Below are 21,489 nucleotides of genomic sequence, written 5' to 3' on the forward strand. Positions count from 1 at the left end.
CCTTCAATTAACCCCAACAATGGCATTGATATTGATTTTCAGCGTATCGTACCCCACTCGCAACTTTAGGTATCCACTTTGAGCGTCTGCACTCGTAACGACTCCCCGAAACGTTTCGTATCTTTTCTGGTGATATATCTGGATTTCAACTTCTGCCCCGAACTCCAAGGACTCATTGATCCGCTCCCCGATTTCGGTGTAATCATATTCCGTCAGCTGTGGAGCTGCTACACTCGTCTTTTTCGATTTTGGTGGTTTTGGTATTGCTGTCATCACGATCATCCTCCCATCATTTTTCAACCATGGCAAAATAAACGGACATCAACTCTTCGGTGCGATTGCGCAGCCTGACGTTTAGATATTTCCGGCTGTCTTCGTAGCCGTCGTGTAAAAACGAATACTCGGTAAAGGTGCCATCATTCCCCCCTTTGATGACTTTCATTTTATTGGCGCGCAGATAAGCATTTGTTTCTTTCTGCTCGGCGTGAATATTTTTTAACGCCTGATCGATTAATTTCAGATATGGCCCTTTCAGCTTGAATGGCCCTCTTTCAACCGCCACACGATCGCGCTCCAATACCTGGATGAGCAGCGGGAAATATATCGCGTTTTCGAATTTTGGCAGCGCTTCTACCGGGATCAATGGCATCAGATCACCACGCCTTCTTTTTCAATCAGGGGAACTAGTGCCAAAACGTTGTCGATTGTAAAAGTCCTTCGAGATCCCCGCATGTAGCAAAAAGCACGAAACGATGACTCACCCACTTGAATCACTTTAATCCGACGCTTGCTGATCTGGCCGTCTTTGGCTAAGTACATCATTTCCAGTACTTCTCCATAAATTACCGACTTCTCCAATGTTTTGCGCACGTTTGTTCCCCTCCTTTTACTCATTATAGAGAACTATTGTTCGTATGTAAAGGAAAGAAAAAAGACCCCGTCGCAAGGGTCTTCAATAATTTTTTACTCTTCCTTCTCTTCGCTTTCATCCTGCTTTTTCTTTTTTTCTTCCTCTTTCGCCTTCTTCTCCATGTATTTTTTATGCTGCTCTGGCGTCACTTCAAAACAGAAAGCCTCCAAACCTTTTTCGTGTGCAAATAGACGCTTACCGTTCCTCAAAGTAATATATGGTGTACAAATCATCATGCTATCATTTCCCTTCACAAATTAATATCTTGCAAAGGGCCTTTTACAGTGTTACAGTATGTATAAACTCGCCAAAGTTTTAAATACAGTCCTGTAGCGACTGACACTGTACATATTTTTATGTGGGCCCTCTACAAGGGCTTTTTTTATTGCTCCTCAAATGCTTGTCCTCCTTACTTATTCATGTTTTTTAATTGAATTTCACTTACCTGCAGTGACACTCCACAACTTGACGATACTTCTTCCAAACTTAACCCTCTAATAACTTGTGGAGGGGCAAGCAACTCGCCAGCAAATGTGTTTGCTTGCCATTCCGGTTTCTTGTAAATAGGGATATCTTGAACTGTTTGGGTTCTTGCAAGTTCAATCATTCCAGGTTTGTGTAGAATAAAATGACCAATCTCATGAGCGATGGTGAACCTATCTCTCTCCACACCATCAATAGCCCTCTCGTAAACATCTTCCCGAATAGAAATCAGGTTTTTTTCAGGATATGTAATCCCATATTCGTTCGGCATCCCACAGATTGGTACTATTTCATACTCAAACTCTTTAAATAATTCGGGCATAGCTAATTCCAAAAATTCGACAACCGGAAAATATGCTTCATCATATAATCCGGTTATTCTTCTCAGCGTATTGGCAAGATCCCGAATCTTTTTCCTGGAAGTGGGTTTTGCAATGTACAGCGTCATTCAATCTCTCCTTTTTTTGCTTTTTAGGAGAATATCCTTAATCTTTTCACGATCGTCTTCATTTAATCCCTTAAACTCTCGCGCCAAAGCCAGTAAGTCGTTCTTCTCCTCGCTGCTAAAGCCTTCGAAATTAAGCTGAACTACCTTTTTGGACTCGTCGAATGAACGTTTTAATTCTCCTATTTCCTGTTCGTTCAACGAATACATTTCGGAAATTTTTTCAATCCAGTTGCGAGGAACGTTTCTTTTGCCATTTTCAACAGCGGACAGATAGGAAGATGTGACCCCTAGTCTTGTTGCCATGTCTTTCAAAAGCTCACCTTTGTCAATTCGCAGTTTTCTACAAAACTTACCGAATGAATTCAACACAGATGGTTCCTCCTTTCTAATTAGAAGTTTCGTACATTTATATAATAACCCAAATAGTTATCTTAGTCAACAAATATTGTTGATTTAAACAACAAGACTTTTAAACACGAGATAGACTACTATGTATAGCATATGACTGATTTCCTTATTTTATACTACAAATCGACAAAAGCACCCCGTCCACATGGATAGGGTGCTTTAACTGATATTCGGCCAATTTACAAACCGCGTCATATCAACGTTTACATTATGGCCAAATGCACTTTAATTATTTTGCTTGTGCTGCTTTACAATCGTACCGGCCATCAACCCGGCAAAATCTCCAGGTTCGACTTTACCTTCTTTCAGATCCTGAATCCATGTGTCGCTATATCCAGCATCTACGGCAGCCTGTATGACAATTTCTCGCTGGGCTTTGCTTTCGATAAATGTTTCCCATAACTCCCGGGCCGCTTTGCTCGTAAATTTCAAGTCCTCATCTCCTTTGCTGCCATCTGCTGCTACCTTGACGGAAGCGAACTTTTCCAACGCAGCCAAAGTCGCCGGGCCGGCCGAGCCATCCACAACCAATCCGGCAGCCTTTTGAAACGCTTTGACCGCCGCCTCGGTCGCTGGGCCGAACTCGCCATCGACTGCAATTTTTTGGCCGACATTGATGAGTAACTGTTGCAACCGTTTGACATCCGGATCCACGTAATAATGGAGGGGGTTGACTTCATTGGTGTACTTGTTATTCCATCCAGGACTCTTGTGAATCTCGAAATGCAGATGTTGGCCAGTGGAATTCCCCGTATTGCCCATGATGCCAATTTGCTGACCTTGACTAACATCTTGGTGTAGGCTGACCGAGAAACTGGCCAAGTGCGCATATACCGTCTCCATACCATTCGGATGCTTGATCATAATACAGTTACCGTATCCTCCGGCAGCTGGCGTTCCATCTAGCAGGACACGAGACACCTTACCGGCTGCTGCCGCTTTAACTGGGACACGACCGGATGCAGCGATATCAATTCCGTGGTGGCCCATCATTACTTTATGGATGGGGTGAAGGCGCCGACCATAATAGCTGGTGATTCTACCATCGCACGGTCTCGTAAACTGCGTCATTTTACTTCAACCCCTTCTTTTTCGGACGATCATACCACAAGGCCTGATGGCTGTCTTCCACACCCTCGGTTGTCGGATCCACCACGACCCCAAGGATGACGAGCAGGGCAAAAACAGAGTTGATAAACTTGGTGGCCTCTTCCCCGATTAGATCGGCTGCCAATTCGTAGCCGAACCATCCAGCTACAATTTGCATGACCAATAAAAAAGCCGGCACCATGGCCAGCCAGAACAGTTTATTCTTCATTCGTACTCTCCAATTGATTTTCATCTGATTTATCCCCTTTTGCTTTTTTTAGTTGATGATGCAGAGCCTCGTTTTCCTTTAATAGCTCTTTTTTATCAATCCGATCTAGTATCGGATGCCGGATAAGTCGTTGCTCTTTTCCGGAGGGATCCCGGTGCATCTTTTCTAAGGCATTAAAAAGGACTGCCGGGATGGGCAATCCAATTTGTGCGCAGTTTTCGAGAATGGAAATCCCCTCGTTGACAATAAAAAAAGACGTTACTCCAAGGATGATTAAGCTTTTCGGGTCTTGTCCGACAGCCATGACCATGTATTCGATGGATGCTGCCATGCCGATCATGATGAAAATACCTAGCTTTTTGACGACGCCTGAAAACCCGATAGTGCTGTCCCATGACTTCGTAATCCATGAACGCAGTAGACCGGTTACGACATCGAGGAGCATGAAAAAGACGAGAACTACAACCGCCTCATTCACTACTCCGATCAAATATATCAAAAAGCTGACCACGAGCGCCCCGATGCTTTTAACGCCTGTAATTTCCATACGAGTCACCGGTACTCTCTCCCTTCGTCATTCAAGTACCCCCTTCCCCTATTCTCTATTTTTAAGGATAAAAAATAGGAACGCCCAGTGGACGTCCTAAATAATCATATATTTTTCTAATTCCGAAAATTACTTTGTGTTAATAATTTCTGCTAATCCTACCAAAAGCTCGTTTTGCTGTTCGCCTCTAAAAGCAAATTCACGACGCCCAAAGCCACCAGGATTAGATTTCTCTGAAACAGCACCTACAATGACGGTGTCAGCAGGAGCATCATTAAAAACGTTCAGCTCTAATAAATATTCTCCACTAGAAACCGCTTCTAACACTTCGTTTACACCCAATGTTTTATCCCCCTTTCTTTCTCATCTTCTGACTTTATTCGACAAAAAGGGAGATAGTCCTTTTATTTACCTTCTTTTTCAACTTCCGCCGCTAAATACTCCGCAACTGGCAATTGATATTGCTTGCTGCACATTAGCGTCCTAAAGCGAATGATATAACATTAAAAAGCACTTCGGAAGTTTAAAATCTAACTATTGAGCTAATAATTTAATCATGTAAAGATAGATATAGGAATATCCGAAAGAGGTGAATATCATGCTTAGAATAGGAGTCTATGTTCAACAATTACCTACCGGCAAATGGCATGTCTACGAGTCTGCGCAATCATGCCCTCCAGGCGGAAGGCAATCTCAAACAGGTTATGACACGCAAGAATTAGCACTTAAAGCCGCCAAGGAAGAGAACTTTGATTAATTTATATTAATAAGCCAGATAAGTCTATAATCTGGCTTATCTTTCAATTTCTCAGGTACTGATCTTTGACATAAAAAATAACGCAAGCTTACGCTGCGTCTTCCATCATTGCAATACGATCCATCACATCTTGATATTCAGTTTCCGTAAGCTGGTCAAAAGCGAAAAATGTATTCGCCTTTTTTGTTAGGTCTTGTTCCGATTGGGATTTACGCTCGATTGCTTTTACTAATAATTGATATGCTGTCATGTCAAATTCCTCCTAGTTTTTATTAAATCATCATTTCGAGTAATAACGTTTGATACTTAGTTTCTAACAGGGTTTCTTCTGCAATTTGCTCGATTGGTACAATCGGCCCCGGCATTGGTTCCGGTTCAAATACAGGCTCGGTGAATACGCCTGTTTCGGGATCGTAGTCCCAGCCCTCTTGCACTTCGGCATTTCCTGTAATGTCCACTAGCACTATGTTGGGAGCAAATTCGGGTTTTTCTTCGGCTTCGAATATCCAGTGTGCTTTATTATAGAGAATTTGCGCAAACTTTTTCATTTATAATTCCCTCCTTATTCCCACCATTTGACGGTTAGGATGCCAGGACCTCCGTCGCCGCCCCAAGCGCCATTAAGCCCGCCGGCCCGACCACTGGCGCCGATAGTGACATTTATAGACGATAAAGGTGTTACAGATACTGGGTAATCTATTACGAAGTCAGCTCCTCCTCCGCCGCCAGCTCCTCCTCCGCCGCTACAATAAGATGCAGGTCCTTTTCTTGATGATTCGGAACTACCTGGGTCGCCGCTGTAAAACCCACTACTGCCTCCGCCTCCATTACCTCCGACTCCGCTACCACCATTACTACCCCCAGGTCCTCCAGCAGCTCCACCTCTACCAGAATTTTGACCAGCACCTCCACCACTTAGGGATAGCAGAGTGCCGAAAGAAGTTACTCCACCGCCAGTAGGGGTAACTGTGCCACTGGAACTGCCACCGCCTCCTCCGCCTCCTCCGCCTCCTCCAGTCAAATAAACCTCCGTAACACCAGCGGGAACGATAAATGTGCCGTTAGCTGTATACACTTTGCTTTTCAATGTTTTAAATGGAGATACAGGGTTATCTATTACTTCACGAATAGCATCTACAGCATCTTTAATTTCAGCCTGTCTTTCATAACTAGGAAAATTCCCATCAATATTCATTTACATCACCTCTCTAATACTGAACGTCACACAACCTAGTGTTGGATTATAACCAAAACCGATTTGATGCAGTTGACCTTCATGAATAAACTGATTATGCTTCGCCATATCCGCCAAATGTGCAGTAAGCGATGTCTGTAAAGTATCCACTTTTTGAGAGGTGTTCCCCATAGCGCTTGCAACTTTGTCATCGACATACTTCCTACTTGCAATAATAATAGTTGGATCAACAGCGAGATTTACTACGCTTGCATTTGACGTTTCGATTTCAAAATGAAGCAAAACGTCTTCCGACACACCTTCGGAAAGTTGGGGTTTGTATTGCTCTGGATAAAGAGATAGAGCTATTAGATTGTTTTCTGTATCAAACAGACCAATCTCCCTTATTGTGAAACCGCCCACAGTACTGGAGATATAGGCGCTTACAGAGATGCGATTGGGATTACTTTCGCTGACTGACATATCAGCAATTACTCCACGCCAAACCTCCTTCTTTAAAGTAGTTTGATTTTGAGACGGTACGTAATAAGCTCCGTTTCCATCCCCCAGGGCAATGTGCAAAAGATCTACAGTATCTTGGGTGATTTGAGCATTTGTAATCTTGGCTAGGCCGATGTTCGTAATTATCGTTCCGTACTGTACCATTTTCTAACTCCTTTCTATATAGGATTGATCGTTACTTCCCGAGTAATTTGTGCATATGCAGCAACATTCAAGTTAACTTGATCTCGGATATCACCAATTTGCATAGGGTGTATCGTGATCTCAGTTCCTACGTTCATGTATGCCGGGACATAAACTTTTGTTTTCACACGTCGTGCAATTGACAATTTCATGTTAAGTGGAATTAAACGCTCTAATGTGTAGTCAATTTCTCGACTAATTGACTGTTCGGTTGCATCAAATACAAAAAGCGTTTCACACTTTTCTACATCAAGATGCTCTTCAAATCCACCACTCACCAAGGTCCTCAAGATCTCATGCACCCTACGTTGAGTGATTGGCATTCTTGAGGATTGCCTTGCGATAAGTCGCCTTCGTCTAAAGTCCAACGTTTCAGTTGATGGATCCGCGCGAATGTCATACCCTTGCTCACGAATCCGAATAAACCGTTCGCTTGAAGTCTCAATGAATTGCTCATTTTCAACCCGTTTTTTTGCTACCTCAATCATTTCTAGTTCATTCGATACGCTTTCGGTTAAGGCTTTCGCTTCAATCAATTCATGATAGATAGGAGGGAGATTTCGCATTACACGATTACTCACTGAGAGTCACCACCCCGAGAACCGGAATCTGGTCACGAGTTAAAATTAAATTGGAGTCGATTCCATTAATCGTCGATTCTGTAATATCTGCTATTCCAGAAATATTGATTGCGCTTGCTTCAATTTGAAGTTTACGAACAACCAAGACATCATTCTCGCTCCACTTCTTACGTAAAGAAAGAAGATATTCTTCACAGATCGCTTCGACTTCTGGTTGGAGTTGTCCAGGAGTTGCATTTGATAAAACGAGCTTCATAGCGATATCTACCACGACCTCTTCAACGCCTTTAACCGTTACTCGGTGCCCATATGGCGCGACTCCCAAACCTTCGCCGTTATTTGGTATTGGATCTATAATCGTTTGAGCTTCATTAATAAGAGTGGGAGTGGGTACACTGTAATCAGAAGCGATAATTGTGACACCTACGGTTCCGCCGCCATTTGGGGCGCGATACGATTTCATCCCTCCGACCCCATCGATTTTCAATACCTTTTGATAATAATCATCCCGATTTCCGCCATACGGAATCTGTTTACGAGTCAGAAAGAACCTGCGTCTAAACACTTCAGTTTCCTCTTCATCTTCACCAGGAATGAGTAGCTCGGTTAATTCGGCGGTTTGCAGCCCATCAATGTATTCGATTGGGATGAGTGAACCGAATTGCGTATTACCGATGATTCCGGATGTTTCACATTCCATTTCATAAACACCTGGTGATATTCGTTGTATAGCAACGTAGTTCAGTTCACCAAGCGAGAATCTTGAACCGATCGGAATATCAATATTGAAATCGCCTTTTAACACCGCATGGGTAGCTTCATCGGGAACAATGCCGTACTCAGCTGCACGTTTAATTAGATTCGGTCTTGATGCTGTTTCTGGGTAAGTCTCTAGGATAACGCCATCAAGCGCAATGTAGAATTCTTGAAGCTCCTTTGAGGTCATAGCGCTCATATCATAGACAACGGCACCTTCACGTATGTCTATGGATTCGCCTTTTTCACGCTTCCATTCCTCGACAAATGCAATCATACGATCTGTAATTGTCTCGAAAGTTTGATATTCAAACATTATGCAACCAGTACCTCCTTCTCGGCTTCAATCTCACCGTAAATGGTGTGAACGGTCATACGCATATGGACTTTATTTTTAATGTGGGTAAACAAAAAAGCATCAACGCCTGTAATTCGATCATCTTGCGTCAATGCTTCCGTTATTAATCTTTTAAGTTCACTGTATACATATGGAATCGGCTGGCCAAACAGTTTCGCGATCTCAGCTCCATAATTCCAACTGTAGATCAAATACTCATAGCGCTCAGTTGATAAGACTTTATAAATAAACTGTTCGACCGCTTCGCGTTCATCGATATAGCCGATAATACGCTTCTTTTCCAAGTCGATTTTATATGTTCGAGAAGGACTTTGAGCTTCTTCGAAATTAAGTTCTAACCCATCATTTTCAATTTGTTGAGGTATCATCCAACCACCTCTTTATCGATAACAAGATATTGCTGGCCGCCGTGCGCGCGAATCATCGTCACTTTGTCTCCGTCAACTAAACCATTATGAATCAGGAACTTCTTTCGACCTTTATATTCATGGTTATGAGATTCAAATTCTGCATAACCACCGCCTCCGGAACGGTTTTCAGTCACGTGATCAACTGTCATATCAACCTCATAATCCATTACTGCACGTGTTAATTTAAGCTGCTCCTGTTCAAGTAGGAGTTTTTGGTCCACTCGTATTTTTAAAGGTGAAACATTCTCAACGGTGCCATAAACAATATTGGTGAGCTGTTGGGCATTCAGTGCATTTAATACAATTTTACGGATAGCCCGAATAATATCAGTCATATCACGCAACGAAATCACCGCCTATCAGTTTCAAATCAACTCTATAATCCGATTCTTTGAAGGTGTGTTTGGCCGTTTCAATCATCATGAAATTAGCTACGGTCAAATCGCCGAGATACATTTGGACACCGACAGTGGCGCCACCACGCATTCGTACATCGCCAAAAACCTTGTTGATGTGCAATTTCCGGGATTTCCTATTATACAAACTCAATAAGGCATCCGCTTTCGCTTTACCATTTTCTTTTTCTTCAACTGTGTCTGTGTATTGGAGCACACCCCAATCGTTGATGTTCCCGCTGTCCTGGGCAATGAAAATTTCCCGTTTCCCGGTCTTTTTATTCTCCCGAGAAAGTTTGATTTTATTATGCGTATTTTCATCGATGGAAGTGGTGTACTCGAACGTTTCACCACTTTCTTCATCTATTAAAATATCGGTTTTAAGCGTTTTGGCACTTCTCAAATTCAGCGAGCCGTAGTCATCATACAGTACGTACAACTCCCCGGTATTTTGGGTGGTTATTGATAAAGCATTATCCATTATGGTGAAGAGCTCTTGATTGTCCTCCACCCTGGATGCAATAACATGCTTTGTATCTGCGACAATACCTGCTTTAAGCCGAAAATCACTGACAACCATTTGAAGGACCTGTGCAGCCGTTTTATTTTTGTAGACATACGTGTCTTTGTTTTTAAAATAACGCAACTGATCATATGCCGTTACGCTGATGATTCGGTTGTTGGTTCGCTTTTTTATGAATACGAAACCAAAGAATATTTTGTGGCCATCATAATCAAAGCGCACCGCATCACCTTCGTGAAATCCTAATGCTTCATCTTTCAGTACATTGAAAGCTAGCTTGCCCGGAGTGCTTTTGCGATGGGTTTCCCAAACAACCCCTTCCTCGACAGCGCATTCAAATATCCGCCCTCTTGAGAGGATATATAGCTTTGATTTACTCAAGCTTAATCACCTGCCCAGCTTTGATTGCACTTGGATTGGCAAGGTTATTAATTTTGGCGAGCTCGGTATATTTTGATCCATCCCCTAACTCCCGTTTAGCGATCGCCCAAAGTGTGTCTCCACTTTTGACCGTTACTGATTTTGGAATCTTCTTTGAGGTGGTAGGACGTTGTTTTTCTACAGTCGCTTTCTTAGTCGTACCGCCGTTCGAAGTGCTTGTTTCGACTTTCAATCGTTTTGTGCCGTATGGCCTGTCTTGCTTCAAATTAATCGAGACTACAATATCAAAGCCGTTTTCTGCATCCTCCTGAATCTCATAATCCTCAAGAGATACCGACATATTTGTATCAAACAAAAGATTTCCGCTTGGCATCATTCGATTGACGATGAATTGAAACGGCTCTTGTCCAATTTTTAATTGTTCAAGTTTCTCTAAAAAGTGAGCAGCCGGGTGGAATCCGTCCGGATAAACAGCAAACGGATATTTGACGTTTGGAAGAAGGACTTCAAACTCAATATCCGTTAGGCCGGGTTTCTTTAAAATATTAACTTCGCCTTCGTTCATTAGGACGATGGTTTCGTTTTGGTTATTAATCCGCATATTCATTTCGGAAGGCGCGATTGGAAACTGTACACCATCCAGAAAGAAGTTATACATCGCTATCGTCACCTTCCGCTAATGTTTCTGCTACTTCTTCGACGCGTTCGCCGAATCGATCAATTACACCATCAATATCCATTTCGTTATTGATGTAGTTTTCGTTTTTCATATCCACTTTAATCTCAGCTGTCGTATAGCGATTGATGACGTCACGTTCTGCTAGATCCCGGAGATATTTCAAGTCATCCCCCGCCATACTTACACTATCAGCAAGCTTTTTGGTATTGCCTGCGGTCTTTTTACCCGCGTCGTTGCCGTCGTCAATTGCATCCAGAAGACCACCGTAATCAGTACCACCAAGACCGTAGCCTTCAAGCGCAGCTTGTAATGCCGAATCATTCATGGGTGTATCATAATCGAGGAAACCTTTTGCTTTTTCAACGAGGCCATTTAATGAATCACTGACAACCATCGTTCCGTCGTAACCCCAATCAAAACCGGAATTCCACGCTTCACCGAAGTCCATAAAGTCCATTTTTGGCGCTTCCCAGTAATCAGCCGGGGTTTCTCCAACCCAGTCTCCTAAAGCTCCCTTGATTCCTTCTAGATCACTTGTGATTGATTCTCTGTATGAAAACTCCGTTCCTTTTCCTAGCCCGAGGGTCGATGCGACCCCATCTGGAAGAATCTCAATAAATGCGTTCCACGCTTTAATTGCAATATTAACCGCTTTGATAATTGCATTTACGAAGGATGTGGCGAATCCATCCCAGCCACGAGCCATTGCAATCGCTTGATCTAGCACATTACTAGCTAGGTTGTAAAACATTTTTCGAACAGAATACATCGGATGCTGCCAAACGTTTACAAAAAACTCAGCTATGGCCGCAAAGATGTTCCATAGATTCGCTATAACATTATGAATACGAGCATATAGCAACATGAACAGCCCGATGATAAAACCGATTACAGTAGCTGTTTGTTCACCCCACATAATAAGGGCGTACACTATCAGGGCAATGATTGCGATGATTGCGATCAAGACCCAAGTAATCGGGCTTCCTAAATATGCAGCATTAACAACCCATTGAGCAGCCGCCCAAGCTAGCGTTGCCACCCTTATCAACCCTAGGACTGCGTATTTAGCTAAAAGTATAGTGACAATACTTCCTAGCACCACAGCGATTACCAGTAAGATCGGCTCGAATATCGACCAATGTTCTTGAAAGAATTGAGCTACATTTGCCACTATGTTCCCGAATGAAATCAACATTGCGATAACGAAGTTAATCCCCATTACGACTATATCGAATGCCTGCATAGCTGATTGCTGCAGATACGCAAAGTTTGCCGAGTTGATAAAATCGTTAATACGATGCGATACACTTGACATCTTGTTATTGGCATAGTTTGTCATCTCGGTCCAAACATTCCCCCACGTCTTGGGCATACTGTCAAACTTGCGGTTAATATCGTCAGCAGCCGCAAACATGGAGGCTTTCACAATTTCGGCAGTCAGTTCCCCTTCTCTGGCCATCTCTCGAATGGATCCGATCGGCACATCTAAATAATCTGCAATGTTTTGTATGATGTTTGGCGCTTGCTCAAAGATCGAGTTAAGCTCATCACCGCGTAATACGCCTGACCCCAACGCCTGGGTTAATTGTAATGCCGCGTTACTCGCTTCCATCGCACTCGTTCCGGCTATAGAAAATTGCTTTTGTATCAATTCAGCGAAGTCTACAATTTCCGCGCTGCTTTCAAATGCACTAGCAGCATTATTTCCTAGTTTCGCAACCATATTGGCAGTATCACTAAATAATGAATAAGAGTTTTGGGCCGCTTGATAAATTTCATCTTGCAGTTCGGCAGTTGTCTGTAGACCGTCGTTCATCATTGATATTCGAGCAGTTGTATTTGCGTATGCGTCTGATATGTTGGTTAGTTTCTCCAGCCCTCTATATGAAGCATAAGCAGAAACAGCGCTTAAAACCGCACTTCCAAATCGCTTCATTAGATTGCTACCTTCATTAATGTCGTTATTCAACCTGTTTTGAGCTTGTTCAGCTTGCCTTATCTCGCCTTCTATTTGATTGAAACTTGCTTCAACTTTGTGTAATTCGCGTTGCGCCGCATTCAAAGCAGAGACGTCTACCGCTCTACCTGTCGCGTCTTCTAATGAATGGAAGCTATCAATGACCGTGGACATCGCCATATTCATTGCCCTGAATTGTTGGCTCATCATGTCATTTATCATGATGGACGTGCGTATGGTTGCTATTTTTCTCACCGCCTTTGTAGGCAAAATAAAAAGATACACCGTTTCGATGTATCTAATCTTGAACCTTATTAATATAATCAATCCACAAATCGATGTTTTCGATATAAGTATCCAATTCTTCGTTCTCTAACTTTCTAACATCATATAGGTTAGGCAATATTTGCATCCAAGTTTTTCGGCCTTGAAGTTTAATTCTGCCAACGTAGATCCTTTTATAAAAAACAGCAATTGCTTTATCACTCTTTCTTTCGAGAACAAAATAATATTTTAGATTCCTCGATTTGGATTTAAGTATCATGTTTCTAATAAAGGTTTCTTCGCCTTCAGAAACATCGCAATATTTACTGTCCTCTAACTTCCTAGTTGTGATCCAATAATCGTCATCTGAAACAATAATTTCGTTAGATGAACTCTTGAATAACTTAGAAAAAAATTTTTAAGCATGATTAAAACAATTCACTGATAAGTGCTTTATAGATTTTTTCATTAATTTCAATTAAAGAACGTTTTCCATCATGAAATTCGATTGCTAATGTATGTGTCCCTTTATTTTTTGCTGAAAGCCCCGCTAAAAGCCCTACAGGACCGAGTAAAGCGCCACCCACTAAACCACGAGCGACACCGCTAACAGCGCTTTTACGATGTTCTTCTGTTATTACTTCATAGTCTTTAACAGTCTCCTTGTTTAACTCAAAACTTTTGGTGAATCCAGTGAACAGATGCACTTTTTGTTTACCTAAAAAACTGGTCTTGAGCATTATGTTTTTTGCTTCATAGTCTCCGGCAATTACTTGATTTCTTGCCATGCCAATCCCCCCTTTAACCATCAATATACCGAAAAAAAAGGGGGTATGCTATCTCTTCTTGCCACGCTTACCTTTTTTGCTATTCCGCTTTACTTCTTGCTCTGCTTTTTTGTCGGCTTCAATTTTCGCCTGAATAGAAGCAATTACAAATGCTTTTTCAAGCCGAGGCAAAGCTAAGTATTCTGACGGCAATCTATGCAATTTATGAAGCCAGTAGTGGGCTATATTTGCATCCGGATCACCGTCATCAATTAGTTTTTTGCTTCTTCTACAAGTTCGTCCATGCCGATATTGAAACCGTTAACTTCTTGAGTGATCTTTTTCACTTCTGTCAGTTCACCCGGCAACAGCATTTTTTGAAGCAAGTTTTCAGCGCCATTAACCCCATATGATTTTTGTAATTCTGCATCGTGTAAATTAGGAAACTTAATCGTCGAAACCGCATTTTTTAGGGTGTATTGGTCAAAGTCTGTCTCTGGCATGAACATACCCTTTTTACCTGGAACCGGCATCCGCTTCGTACACGCTTTACGGTTAGCGGTGTCTTGCTCTCCGTCAATCGCCCCAAAATGCCACTTAATGACTTGCATTACAGGTTTGCCATTTTCATCAAAAACTTGTTCACCATTCTCGTCAAGGACGGGTTCTTTAAACCGCTTAGAAACCTCTATTTTCTCGATTCCTACTTTTTCAATATTTTGTGCAAAGAAAGCTTGTAAGTTACTCATTCAATATCATCCTTTCAAATTTGGGTAATAGAAAAGCCCACCGAAGTGAGCCTTGATTACGATTGCATTGTATTTAAAATACTGAACCGTTCTGGGAATTCGAACCGCTCAAACGTAAAGTCGAAAGAATCCTCTAGGTATTCTGCATCCGCGTCGATTAATGCCACGATGCCGCCATCCATATTGCAATCTTTCAGGATTGTTGTTTGCCGACCAACAGTCGCAGACGCATCTTCATTTGTCACTTGGATGTCGAAGTAGATATCCTCCCCTGTTTCCTGGTAGCGGTAAAGCAGCTCTCGGAAAATGGAAGTGTTGTAATGAAACGTGGCCGAACCGGTTCCTTCGCCGCCAGTTGCTTTGTTCCCCTTGCTAACTCGTCCCATGATCGGAACTTGCGTTTTGGTTTTGTCGTATCTCGCTTCCAAATTGATTACGTTCGCAAATTTATAACGATTACCTTCAACCGTCACAAACGCTTCTCCCTGCGCCCCGTGAATTGAATCTTTGGCGTGCATTGTTTCTGTCATGGATATCCCTCCCTTATGCTACCGTCGTTGTAATGTAGAGCTGTGACATCGCCACTGTCGGTTCCACCACTTCATTCACAACAACGGATTTTTTCGAATTACCTTGCGCGACAACAACTTCGTCCGGATCGAAGTTTTGAATGGCACGGATGCCTTGCAATTCACGACGGTGGGCAACAATATCTCCCCATAAAGAAACACGCCCACTTTGATCATTTGGAACCTGACCCAAATAGCGCGTGTTGAATAAAGTTGCCGTGTCAATAGCGATTTGATCCAGAACTCGGATGACTTGGTTCATGGAGAAATCCTCGTTTTTGTCAACAGTGAATGACGTGAAAGTGTTCACATCTTCCAGCACACGGATCTCCTCGCCCACACGATGGAACACATACTTTCCTGCTTTTAATAGAGCAGTGAGCTGTTGTTGAGTTTTTGTTTCGGTCATATCTAGCGTAAATTCTCCGCCGTAAACTTTGTTGGTGTTCGATTTATTTACCGCAACACCCGCCTGGGCACCGACACCCCAGTAAACAGCACCAAAGACCTCTTCTCCATCGCCGATTGCATCATTCTGGACATCAATGACACCTTCGTGATCTGCTGCGCCTAATTTGTGCCCAACAAGTTGGAATTTAGCCCCTACACTATCCCGCAGACGCTTTGTATACTCAACGAACAGCGATTTGATTGTCGGTTCGCCAGACAAGCACCCAAGTGTATTAAAGCCATAAGCTTCCAGTGAATCTAGCGCATTCTGATAGGCAGTTCCGGTCAATCCCGTTCCGTTTGTGCCACCAGTAAAGTTGGTGCCCGCTGTTAAATCTAATGTTGTTGCATCGTCCCAAACAACAAAGTCGGAATTGATTAATTCAGCAGCAGTCGCAACCGCTAATTGCTCATCAACTAAAGCTGTACCCAGATATGTTTGCACATCGAATTTGGCAGGGTCGTCAACATTCGCTGAAATGACCGTCTTTAAGTCATTGCCGCGTACGCCTTTGAATTTCGCTTTTCCGAATAAATTGGCCGCCGCTGCAGCGCCTTCTTCCAACCGATAAAAGAATACCGTGTGAGCATTCTTGAAAATGTCTCGGATCCCTTTCAATTTTTGATGGGTGTAATCATACCCGAAGATTTTTAACGAATCTTTTTGTAAATCCTCGACAGTTACTGTGAATACATCACCGTCAACGCCCCAATCAAGGACCATCGGCAAGCCGACATAACCGCGGTCCGATAGATTCACGAATGCACGTGCCGCGGAAATAAAGTTGTGATAAGTACCAGGAAGTACTTTGTTTTGTGTAAGGAACGGGCCTCCACCTAGCATTATTTGCTACCTCCTTTGTAGAATTGCTCTAATATCTGTCCCACTTGATCATGTGTGTATGTTTCTCCATCCTTAAGCAAAGCACTTAAAGCATCTCGACGACCAACATACTTTTTGCTTTTTAAAAGCTGGGCTTTCGAAAAGGTTGGCGTTTTTCCGTTGATTGCTTCCGCAACCATAATCGCAGTCGCCTTTGATTTTTTCTTAATAACTTCATTCTTCGCCAACTGTCGCCACCTCGTTTCCGTTTGCATAATGTCTTAGCGATCCCATGAAAGTCTTTGCTTCTATCTCTTGCAAGAAGAAATTGAAATGGATAAAGTTATGTGCATTTCCGTCTACAATTTCGCTGTTCGCCCGAGTGCCCAACATTACAGCTCCATTCAGCAGTGTGATTTTTTTAAGGGCTTGTTGTACCTTCAATACGTGGTTAGACGCATCAGCACGACCGCCAGAAGGGAAATACTGCACATTGAAAAGCGTAGTGACCTTCCACCGCTTACCGATTTGCGGAACAACTTCTAGGTCTAAAAAGAGAATTAAAAAAGCAGGAGTTCGAAACCCCTGCGGCACATCGTCGATATAATTCGAATAGCCATCCCCGAAAGTTTGGTTCAACTTAATGGAGATAGCTGTAATAATGTCGTTAATCTCCATTGAAAGCCTCCCCTAATAGTTTCATGAGTTTCTTTTCGATCAATTTCGGAGCCAGCTGTTCTACCTCGTCCGCTGATATAGTCATCATGAACCGACCCGGAACCCAACCTTGATGATTACGGGTCCGATGGCCATATTCAACGTAAGAGGCGTATTCTACCGGGTTTATCACTTCGATTACATACGTGCTTCCTTTTTTGACAACTGTCATTGTATCGGCAAACTTCTTGGCTCCCGCACCGCCACCGAACGTGGATGAAAGTTCCGCTTCACGATGACTTCCAGCAGTCCATCCTCTACGTAGAGTGCCTCCGACAGTGCCATCGCCGTAATCACCTACTGGCGTCCGTTTAATCACTCTAGCTAGCAATCTTGCGGCTATCTCCTTCGCCATATCTTCGCAGAACTTATCAAAATCAGCCTTTTCAAGTTTCTGCATTTTCTTTTGCAGGCGCTCTAACTGTTTGAAGTTGACCTTACCCCATCTGGCCATTACGCGTACCTCTCGAATAGTTCAAGCGTGATATGCTGATGATCCATGCGCACTTCCGGAGGACTGCTACGAGTGTATTCATTCGTAACTCCGTCTTGGGCAACGATAATTTTGCTGCCGGAAGGCACATCTAATTCGGGAGCAAGCGACAGTTTAATGGTTTGCGAAATAACGGCCGGGCCACCTGTATTTGAAGTAGTGGTTTGCTTTTCGTAGGAAAGTTTACAAGGTTCATTTTCGAACCTCGTCACTTCTTTTTCCGTGGTGATTTTAGTGATTGGATCTTTCACCGATTCCCACGTTCTAACGGTGCAGACACCTCGATACAAGCTTTGTATGGCCTTTCTGCGAGCGTTCACCATGTCATCACCCGGTATTTCACAAAATCGACTTCGTTATGCCGCAGGTAAGTCAACAGCGCGCCGAAATTCGCTTCCGGGGTACTCTTTTCTCCGATGGCAAATTCCACATCTGTATCACCATCCCGCACCCGCTTAGTAACAGGGGAAAAGTCGAGCGTTTCAACATCCAACTGCCCCATGCTTTTTTTCAGGAATAGAAATTCGCCAACAACCATATCGATGGCGATCTCTTCCAAGCCTTTCGGAATGCTCATAAGGTTCGTTTGGTTATTAATGTGATTTGCAACTTTGTCGATGGTGAACGATAAAATTAGATCGTCAGAATTTGAAGGCTCACCGGACACTGAGATGCCTAGTGAACCCAATCGTTTTTTTACATCTTCCAACATGCGAATCACCCGCTTTCGGATGTTTTAGAAAAGCGAGTGGCTTTTTTCGGCTCATCTAATCGCTCCATAGACGATTCATCGAAGTGTTTGTCATCAATCGTCAATTCATCGCCAACCAAAAAGCGCTCTCCCTTGTAACGAATGGGGAAAGCGCCGTCTTTCACTTTTACTTTAATGTTTGCCACTTCTTACAACCTCCTTATGCAATCGGCTGCGCTTGGAATACGTTGTTCGCTTCAGGGAATGAAGGGATTGCAGTTGCTGCCGCTTTCGTCCAAGTTGATACCGGATCCAGCCCTTCCTCATAAACCATCGCAATCACCTTATCGATGTTTTGCACTTGTTCATTGCCTTCACGAACCATGCGAGACTCTTCCGGGGTTGGTCCGTATAGCGTTTCACCAAGAGTTCCCGCACCGAACATAACGAATTTGTTTTCGCCAAGGTAACGTTCTGTTGTATAGGAACCATCAGCATTCTGACGACGGAATTTCGAATCATATACCGCGATTTGTGGCAAGTCGTGTTGAAGCAAAAACGCGTTCAGATCCGCACGAGTCGGGATACGGCCGGAATCTTTCCCGTATAGATAACCGATGATTTTACTGTTGCGAAGGATTTGCGTTAATACTTTTGTAGATGTTAAAGCACGAGTTGCTTTTTCATCCAGAAGATCTTGCCAACGCTCCATATCACCGATAATATCCGCGTTAGCCGAAGTCCACAAGTCATCTCCCGCTAACGATTCTTGGTGCTCACTCGGTACACGGTAGTTCACGGACATGTCTAACCCGTTCTCGTTCAGCGTCACTTTACCAGTTGACAAAGCTTCCATTCGCATCAGTTCGACACGAGCCTTAACCCCTTGCACCAATGTATCGATATCATTAAATACACGACCTGTTAAATATCGTTCCTCTTGCGGTGTGCGTGGGAATTGCAATGCGATTAGATCTTTCTCCGTGATTTGCATCTTACGTTTAATGTAAGCTGCCTCCAGCGCCTGTTTCGCCGCTTCACGAGATCCAATTTCCGCTTCCGTATCAAAAGCATGTACAGACGCCACGACTGGGAGAGAGCTCGCCCCTACTAGATACTCGAAATCTAATGTGTCGTGTTTCACTTCGGGGAATAACGTTTCCCCCAACAATGGTTTGTATTGCCGCTCTTTCAAATAATTTAGCACCGTCTTGGAATCAAATAGTTCTAATACATCTGGCATAATTTCATTTCCTCCTGTCAATTAATTATCGGAATGTGATTTTTGTTAGTGCGGTTTTTGCTTCTTCAGCGGGCGCAACCGGCAGGCGTTCTTCCAGTACATAAGCTTCCACGATCAGCGAGCCGGGTTGCGGCCCTTCCGTCACGTCCACATCCGTGTAAAGAATGCCTTCAGCGGTTGCATCATTCGCCGGAAGGATCGTACCTGCTTTCACGATTTTTCGACCTCTCGCATCCGCCGCAACACCAGTGTCACTCACTTGATAAGTGAACGCCTGGACCTTGGATGACGCTAAAAAGTTAATGCGGTTAAATGTATCTACTTGTTTTACATATGGCATATCAGTTTCCTCCTTGTGTTAACCCCATGGGTTATTTTCATTGCTTGGTGCAGCGCCGCGGTCGTTTAGCATTTTCGCGAAATCAGCGCCGATGTTCACTGTACCTTCTCCGCCATTGGAATTTTCAGCGGGTTTCGTACCTTTGAGGTTTGTTTTTGTTTCCTTTTCAGGCACAAACAAAAAGGACTTCGATTCTTGCAGCGTTTTCAGCTGCTCATCAAGTCCTTTAGTGACGTTTCCGTCCTTATCCAGTTCAATCGTGCCGGTGTCGATTAGTGAAGCGGCCAGATCAGCGTCATGAACTTTCCCAGCAAGAGCCAATTTGACAGCGGAAGAAAGCTGCGTCTCCTTCAACTTGGCTTCATAATCCTTTTTTGTCGTTTCATTGGCTGTTTGGAGCTCATCAATCTTTGCCTGCAATCCTTTCGCATCGACTTTCTTCAATTCTTCCAACTGCTTGTCCCGATCCGTGATTTGTTCATTCAAATCTTTGACTTCCTGGATCTTCTCATCCAAACGGCTTTTCGGAATCATTTGTCCGAAACCGGCCACCACTTTATCAGCTTGCTCTTCAGACAGGCCAAGAGCGATTAATTGTTCTTTATTCAATTCATTTTCCTCCTAATTCGTGTTTTACAGGCAACGCCCTGTTAGGTATTCGCTTTGAATCTTTTACGTCTGCAAATGCTAAAAAGACGATGAATTTATTCACTTAAACAATTAGTATTTTGCAACCTATACGCTATCGCATGCGCTAGTTTTGTTGAGACGATTTCTGTGGCTTCATTGGAATTCACGGATTTGCAAGCACTTTTCCGCCGAAGCCGTTCCTTTTTCTGTTCCAAAAACGGAGCCAATACAATTGCTCTTGCCCTTTCATCTCGGAGCAAGTACTCGGCACCCTTAACCGAATAGCCATATCGAGTGATCACGTAATGCAATTCGTCCATATTAAGGGCACTTTCATAGTCCTTCTCGAATTCAACGGCCGAGCAGGATGTGACTTTCCCGTCGTCGTGAAGCACAATATAATCTCCGGCTGCGACTTTCAAATCCCCTTCCAGAGAACCTTTAAGTCGAGCCCCTTCATCGTGGTTGTGAACATCGAAACCAGACCCTTCCAGAAACCGTTTAATATCATCCAACGGCATTCCTTCATATGTTTTCAATGCTCGAACTTCTTGTGGCCTTCTTCGATACCTTTCCATGCAACGCGCCTCCTCGTTTTTAGTAGCTACATAACCGAGTAGCAAACGGAGATGTTGGATCACCTTGCCTCTCCTGAATCCGACATGTGTTTCTTACAGTCCTTGATTTCAAAATAATGAGTACGTTTGGTTACTTTCTTTTCTTTCAGTCGGTTAAAGATTGCCAGAAGTAAAAGAATCACCAGAAACTGAAAGTTTGTAGGATGTTCAGACAGGTACCATTTTGTTATACCTCCAACTAAGCCAATGGCTAATCCCCATTCTGCAAATCCTTTTGGCCATCCAATTCGCATAAATCCCGCTCCTAACGAATCAATTTCTCTTTTGGGTCAAAACATAATAAATCGTAACTTATTTGAGTGATTATTCTTGTTCGATATAAACC

Annotated in this window: 37 protein-coding genes; 1 reads left to right on the forward strand and 36 read right to left on the reverse strand. The window is 43.2% G+C overall.

Features of this window, described 5'->3' with window-relative positions:
- Positions 1-3 precede the first annotated feature (3 nt).
- The 10 genes from MKY41_RS11300 to MKY41_RS11345 all read right to left on the reverse strand — a co-directional run bounded on the left by MKY41_RS11300 (position 4) and on the right by MKY41_RS11345 (position 4,456).
- Positions 4-273: a YolD-like family protein gene (locus tag MKY41_RS11300; protein ID WP_340745107.1), complete on the reverse strand. Its 270-nt coding sequence runs from the start codon at positions 271-273 to the stop codon at positions 4-6.
- 16 nt (positions 274-289) lie between these two features.
- Positions 290-649, reverse strand: a complete 360-nt coding sequence (locus tag MKY41_RS11305) for a hypothetical protein (RefSeq protein ID WP_340745108.1) — start codon at positions 647-649, stop codon at positions 290-292.
- Entirely contained in the window at positions 649-870 is a 222-nt protein-coding gene (locus MKY41_RS11310) for a transcriptional regulator (protein WP_340745109.1), read from the reverse strand. The genes MKY41_RS11305 and MKY41_RS11310 overlap by 1 nt, the downstream gene beginning before the upstream one ends.
- Positions 871-963: 93 nt before the next feature.
- Positions 964-1,146, reverse strand: coding sequence for a hypothetical protein (locus MKY41_RS11315; protein ID WP_340745110.1), 183 nt, complete (start codon positions 1,144-1,146; stop codon positions 964-966).
- A gap of 173 nt (positions 1,147-1,319) precedes the next feature.
- Positions 1,320-1,841 carry an ImmA/IrrE family metallo-endopeptidase gene (locus MKY41_RS11320; protein ID WP_340745111.1) on the reverse strand — a complete coding sequence of 174 codons (522 nt, stop codon included), beginning with the start codon at positions 1,839-1,841 and terminating at the stop codon, positions 1,320-1,322.
- The gene (locus MKY41_RS11325; protein ID WP_340745112.1) at positions 1,842-2,210 is read right to left on the reverse strand and encodes a helix-turn-helix domain-containing protein; all 369 of its coding nucleotides are present in this window, start codon (positions 2,208-2,210) and stop codon (positions 1,842-1,844) included.
- 264 nt (positions 2,211-2,474) lie between these two features.
- Complete coding sequence (locus MKY41_RS11330; RefSeq protein ID WP_340745113.1) at positions 2,475-3,320, reverse strand: peptidoglycan DD-metalloendopeptidase family protein; 846 nt, start codon at positions 3,318-3,320, stop codon at positions 2,475-2,477.
- 1 nt (position 3,321) lies between these two features.
- A complete protein-coding gene (locus tag MKY41_RS11335; protein WP_340745114.1) occupies positions 3,322-3,591 on the reverse strand; it encodes a phage holin in 270 nt (89 codons plus the stop codon).
- Positions 3,557-4,114 carry a phage holin family protein gene (locus MKY41_RS11340; RefSeq protein ID WP_340745689.1) on the reverse strand — a complete coding sequence of 186 codons (558 nt, stop codon included), beginning with the start codon at positions 4,112-4,114 and terminating at the stop codon, positions 3,557-3,559. The genes MKY41_RS11335 and MKY41_RS11340 overlap by 35 nt, the downstream gene beginning before the upstream one ends.
- 129 nt (positions 4,115-4,243) lie before the next feature.
- Positions 4,244-4,456: a hypothetical protein gene (locus MKY41_RS11345; RefSeq protein WP_340745115.1), complete on the reverse strand. Its 213-nt coding sequence runs from the start codon at positions 4,454-4,456 to the stop codon at positions 4,244-4,246.
- 256 nt (positions 4,457-4,712) lie between these two features.
- Between MKY41_RS11345 and MKY41_RS11350 the strand changes: the two genes are divergently transcribed.
- Complete coding sequence (locus tag MKY41_RS11350) at positions 4,713-4,871, forward strand: hypothetical protein (RefSeq protein WP_340745116.1); 159 nt, start codon at positions 4,713-4,715, stop codon at positions 4,869-4,871.
- Positions 4,872-4,959: 88 nt separating this feature from the next.
- On the opposite strand, the gene MKY41_RS11355 is transcribed toward MKY41_RS11350, so the two are convergent.
- The 26 genes from MKY41_RS11355 to MKY41_RS11480 all read right to left on the reverse strand — a co-directional run bounded on the left by MKY41_RS11355 (position 4,960) and on the right by MKY41_RS11480 (position 21,397).
- Positions 4,960-5,121: a hypothetical protein gene (locus MKY41_RS11355; RefSeq protein WP_340745117.1), complete on the reverse strand. Its 162-nt coding sequence runs from the start codon at positions 5,119-5,121 to the stop codon at positions 4,960-4,962.
- Positions 5,122-5,143: 22 nt separating this feature from the next.
- Positions 5,144-5,419: a hypothetical protein gene (locus tag MKY41_RS11360; protein ID WP_340745118.1), complete on the reverse strand. Its 276-nt coding sequence runs from the start codon at positions 5,417-5,419 to the stop codon at positions 5,144-5,146.
- Between the two features lie 151 nt (positions 5,420-5,570).
- The gene (locus MKY41_RS11365) at positions 5,571-5,723 is read right to left on the reverse strand and encodes a hypothetical protein (RefSeq protein ID WP_340745119.1); all 153 of its coding nucleotides are present in this window, start codon (positions 5,721-5,723) and stop codon (positions 5,571-5,573) included.
- Between the two features lie 343 nt (positions 5,724-6,066).
- Entirely contained in the window at positions 6,067-6,711 is a 645-nt protein-coding gene (locus tag MKY41_RS11370) for a phage tail protein (RefSeq protein ID WP_340745120.1), read from the reverse strand.
- A 14-nt stretch (positions 6,712-6,725) separates the two neighbouring features.
- A complete protein-coding gene (locus MKY41_RS11375; RefSeq protein WP_340745121.1) occupies positions 6,726-7,331 on the reverse strand; it encodes a putative phage tail protein in 606 nt (201 codons plus the stop codon).
- Positions 7,324-8,403: a baseplate J/gp47 family protein gene (locus MKY41_RS11380; protein WP_340745122.1), complete on the reverse strand. Its 1,080-nt coding sequence runs from the start codon at positions 8,401-8,403 to the stop codon at positions 7,324-7,326. The genes MKY41_RS11375 and MKY41_RS11380 overlap by 8 nt, the downstream gene beginning before the upstream one ends.
- Positions 8,403-8,813, reverse strand: a complete 411-nt coding sequence (locus MKY41_RS11385) for a DUF2634 domain-containing protein (RefSeq protein ID WP_340745123.1) — start codon at positions 8,811-8,813, stop codon at positions 8,403-8,405. Before MKY41_RS11385 ends, MKY41_RS11380 begins: the two co-directional genes overlap by 1 nt.
- Positions 8,810-9,190 carry a DUF2577 domain-containing protein gene (locus tag MKY41_RS11390; RefSeq protein WP_340745690.1) on the reverse strand — a complete coding sequence of 127 codons (381 nt, stop codon included), beginning with the start codon at positions 9,188-9,190 and terminating at the stop codon, positions 8,810-8,812. Before MKY41_RS11390 ends, MKY41_RS11385 begins: the two co-directional genes overlap by 4 nt.
- A 1-nt stretch (position 9,191) precedes the next feature.
- Positions 9,192-10,154, reverse strand: coding sequence for an XkdQ/YqbQ family protein (locus MKY41_RS11395; protein ID WP_340745124.1), 963 nt, complete (start codon positions 10,152-10,154; stop codon positions 9,192-9,194).
- Entirely contained in the window at positions 10,147-10,812 is a 666-nt protein-coding gene (locus MKY41_RS11400; RefSeq protein ID WP_340745125.1) for a LysM peptidoglycan-binding domain-containing protein, read from the reverse strand. Before MKY41_RS11400 ends, MKY41_RS11395 begins: the two co-directional genes overlap by 8 nt.
- A complete protein-coding gene (locus tag MKY41_RS11405) occupies positions 10,805-13,000 on the reverse strand; it encodes a tape measure protein (protein WP_340745126.1) in 2,196 nt (731 codons plus the stop codon). The genes MKY41_RS11400 and MKY41_RS11405 overlap by 8 nt, the downstream gene beginning before the upstream one ends.
- Positions 13,001-13,482: 482 nt before the next feature.
- On the reverse strand, positions 13,483-13,842 hold the full coding sequence (locus MKY41_RS11410; RefSeq protein ID WP_340745127.1) for a hypothetical protein: 360 nt from the start codon (positions 13,840-13,842) through the stop codon (positions 13,483-13,485).
- Positions 13,843-14,093: 251 nt separating this feature from the next.
- Complete coding sequence (locus MKY41_RS11415) at positions 14,094-14,570, reverse strand: phage tail assembly chaperone (protein WP_340745128.1); 477 nt, start codon at positions 14,568-14,570, stop codon at positions 14,094-14,096.
- A 56-nt stretch (positions 14,571-14,626) separates the two neighbouring features.
- A complete protein-coding gene (locus MKY41_RS11420) occupies positions 14,627-15,100 on the reverse strand; it encodes a phage tail tube protein (protein ID WP_340745129.1) in 474 nt (157 codons plus the stop codon).
- 13 nt (positions 15,101-15,113) lie between these two features.
- The gene (locus MKY41_RS11425) at positions 15,114-16,433 is read right to left on the reverse strand and encodes a phage tail sheath C-terminal domain-containing protein (RefSeq protein ID WP_340745130.1); all 1,320 of its coding nucleotides are present in this window, start codon (positions 16,431-16,433) and stop codon (positions 15,114-15,116) included.
- Positions 16,433-16,660 carry a hypothetical protein gene (locus MKY41_RS11430; RefSeq protein WP_340745131.1) on the reverse strand — a complete coding sequence of 76 codons (228 nt, stop codon included), beginning with the start codon at positions 16,658-16,660 and terminating at the stop codon, positions 16,433-16,435. Before MKY41_RS11430 ends, MKY41_RS11425 begins: the two co-directional genes overlap by 1 nt.
- A complete protein-coding gene (locus tag MKY41_RS11435) occupies positions 16,647-17,090 on the reverse strand; it encodes a phage tail terminator family protein (RefSeq protein ID WP_340745132.1) in 444 nt (147 codons plus the stop codon). The genes MKY41_RS11430 and MKY41_RS11435 overlap by 14 nt, the downstream gene beginning before the upstream one ends.
- Positions 17,080-17,583, reverse strand: a complete 504-nt coding sequence (locus tag MKY41_RS11440) for an HK97 gp10 family phage protein (protein WP_340745133.1) — start codon at positions 17,581-17,583, stop codon at positions 17,080-17,082. The genes MKY41_RS11435 and MKY41_RS11440 overlap by 11 nt, the downstream gene beginning before the upstream one ends.
- Positions 17,583-17,873, reverse strand: coding sequence for a hypothetical protein (locus MKY41_RS11445; RefSeq protein ID WP_340745134.1), 291 nt, complete (start codon positions 17,871-17,873; stop codon positions 17,583-17,585). Before MKY41_RS11445 ends, MKY41_RS11440 begins: the two co-directional genes overlap by 1 nt.
- 65 nt (positions 17,874-17,938) lie before the next feature.
- Positions 17,939-18,331 (reverse strand): hypothetical protein, encoded by a 393-nt coding sequence (locus tag MKY41_RS11450; protein ID WP_340745135.1) that lies wholly within the window; start codon positions 18,329-18,331, stop codon positions 17,939-17,941.
- A gap of 8 nt (positions 18,332-18,339) precedes the next feature.
- Positions 18,340-18,519, reverse strand: a complete 180-nt coding sequence (locus tag MKY41_RS11455) for a hypothetical protein (protein WP_340745136.1) — start codon at positions 18,517-18,519, stop codon at positions 18,340-18,342.
- A 14-nt stretch (positions 18,520-18,533) separates the two neighbouring features.
- Positions 18,534-19,556 carry a major capsid protein gene (locus tag MKY41_RS11460; protein WP_340745137.1) on the reverse strand — a complete coding sequence of 341 codons (1,023 nt, stop codon included), beginning with the start codon at positions 19,554-19,556 and terminating at the stop codon, positions 18,534-18,536.
- Positions 19,557-19,581: 25 nt separating this feature from the next.
- Complete coding sequence (locus MKY41_RS11465) at positions 19,582-19,896, reverse strand: hypothetical protein (protein WP_340745138.1); 315 nt, start codon at positions 19,894-19,896, stop codon at positions 19,582-19,584.
- A gap of 18 nt (positions 19,897-19,914) precedes the next feature.
- On the reverse strand, positions 19,915-20,505 hold the full coding sequence (locus tag MKY41_RS11470; protein ID WP_340745139.1) for a phage scaffolding protein: 591 nt from the start codon (positions 20,503-20,505) through the stop codon (positions 19,915-19,917).
- Positions 20,506-20,600: 95 nt separating this feature from the next.
- On the reverse strand, positions 20,601-21,104 hold the full coding sequence (locus tag MKY41_RS11475; RefSeq protein ID WP_340745140.1) for a hypothetical protein: 504 nt from the start codon (positions 21,102-21,104) through the stop codon (positions 20,601-20,603).
- A gap of 59 nt (positions 21,105-21,163) precedes the next feature.
- Complete coding sequence (locus tag MKY41_RS11480) at positions 21,164-21,397, reverse strand: hypothetical protein (protein ID WP_340745141.1); 234 nt, start codon at positions 21,395-21,397, stop codon at positions 21,164-21,166.
- Positions 21,398-21,489 lie beyond the last annotated feature (92 nt).

The organism is Sporosarcina sp. FSL W7-1349 (assembly GCF_038003045.1).
Lineage (GTDB): Bacteria > Bacillota > Bacilli > Bacillales_A > Planococcaceae > Sporosarcina.

Coding starts and splice junctions, on each gene's coding strand:
- MKY41_RS11300 (WP_340745107.1), bottom strand. CDS start 273: ATGACAGCAATACCAAAACCACCAAAATCGAAAAAGACGAGTGTAGCA.
- MKY41_RS11305 (WP_340745108.1), bottom strand. CDS start 649: ATGCCATTGATCCCGGTAGAAGCGCTGCCAAAATTCGAAAACGCGATA.
- MKY41_RS11315 (WP_340745110.1), bottom strand. CDS start 1,146: ATGATGATTTGTACACCATATATTACTTTGAGGAACGGTAAGCGTCTA.
- MKY41_RS11320 (WP_340745111.1), bottom strand. CDS start 1,841: ATGACGCTGTACATTGCAAAACCCACTTCCAGGAAAAAGATTCGGGAT.
- MKY41_RS11330 (WP_340745113.1), bottom strand. CDS start 3,320: ATGACGCAGTTTACGAGACCGTGCGATGGTAGAATCACCAGCTATTAT.
- MKY41_RS11335 (WP_340745114.1), bottom strand. CDS start 3,591: ATGAAAATCAATTGGAGAGTACGAATGAAGAATAAACTGTTCTGGCTG.
- MKY41_RS11340 (WP_340745689.1), bottom strand. CDS start 4,114: ATGGAAATTACAGGCGTTAAAAGCATCGGGGCGCTCGTGGTCAGCTTT.
- MKY41_RS11350 (WP_340745116.1), top strand. CDS start 4,713: ATGCTTAGAATAGGAGTCTATGTTCAACAATTACCTACCGGCAAATGG.
- MKY41_RS11355 (WP_340745117.1), bottom strand. CDS start 5,121: ATGACAGCATATCAATTATTAGTAAAAGCAATCGAGCGTAAATCCCAA.
- MKY41_RS11360 (WP_340745118.1), bottom strand. CDS start 5,419: ATGAAAAAGTTTGCGCAAATTCTCTATAATAAAGCACACTGGATATTC.
- MKY41_RS11365 (WP_340745119.1), bottom strand. CDS start 5,723: ATGGTGGTAGCGGAGTCGGAGGTAATGGAGGCGGAGGCAGTAGTGGGT.
- MKY41_RS11370 (WP_340745120.1), bottom strand. CDS start 6,711: ATGGTACAGTACGGAACGATAATTACGAACATCGGCCTAGCCAAGATT.
- MKY41_RS11380 (WP_340745122.1), bottom strand. CDS start 8,403: ATGTTTGAATATCAAACTTTCGAGACAATTACAGATCGTATGATTGCA.
- MKY41_RS11385 (WP_340745123.1), bottom strand. CDS start 8,813: ATGATACCTCAACAAATTGAAAATGATGGGTTAGAACTTAATTTCGAA.
- MKY41_RS11390 (WP_340745690.1), bottom strand. CDS start 9,190: ATGACTGATATTATTCGGGCTATCCGTAAAATTGTATTAAATGCACTG.
- MKY41_RS11400 (WP_340745125.1), bottom strand. CDS start 10,812: ATGTATAACTTCTTTCTGGATGGTGTACAGTTTCCAATCGCGCCTTCC.
- MKY41_RS11405 (WP_340745126.1), bottom strand. CDS start 13,000: ATGATGAGCCAACAATTCAGGGCAATGAATATGGCGATGTCCACGGTC.
- MKY41_RS11410 (WP_340745127.1), bottom strand. CDS start 13,842: ATGGCAAGAAATCAAGTAATTGCCGGAGACTATGAAGCAAAAAACATA.
- MKY41_RS11415 (WP_340745128.1), bottom strand. CDS start 14,570: ATGAGTAACTTACAAGCTTTCTTTGCACAAAATATTGAAAAAGTAGGA.
- MKY41_RS11420 (WP_340745129.1), bottom strand. CDS start 15,100: ATGACAGAAACAATGCACGCCAAAGATTCAATTCACGGGGCGCAGGGA.
- MKY41_RS11425 (WP_340745130.1), bottom strand. CDS start 16,433: ATGCTAGGTGGAGGCCCGTTCCTTACACAAAACAAAGTACTTCCTGGT.
- MKY41_RS11435 (WP_340745132.1), bottom strand. CDS start 17,090: ATGGAGATTAACGACATTATTACAGCTATCTCCATTAAGTTGAACCAA.
- MKY41_RS11440 (WP_340745133.1), bottom strand. CDS start 17,583: ATGGCCAGATGGGGTAAGGTCAACTTCAAACAGTTAGAGCGCCTGCAA.
- MKY41_RS11460 (WP_340745137.1), bottom strand. CDS start 19,556: ATGCCAGATGTATTAGAACTATTTGATTCCAAGACGGTGCTAAATTAT.
- MKY41_RS11465 (WP_340745138.1), bottom strand. CDS start 19,896: ATGCCATATGTAAAACAAGTAGATACATTTAACCGCATTAACTTTTTA.
- MKY41_RS11475 (WP_340745140.1), bottom strand. CDS start 21,104: ATGGAAAGGTATCGAAGAAGGCCACAAGAAGTTCGAGCATTGAAAACA.
- MKY41_RS11480 (WP_340745141.1), bottom strand. CDS start 21,397: ATGCGAATTGGATGGCCAAAAGGATTTGCAGAATGGGGATTAGCCATT.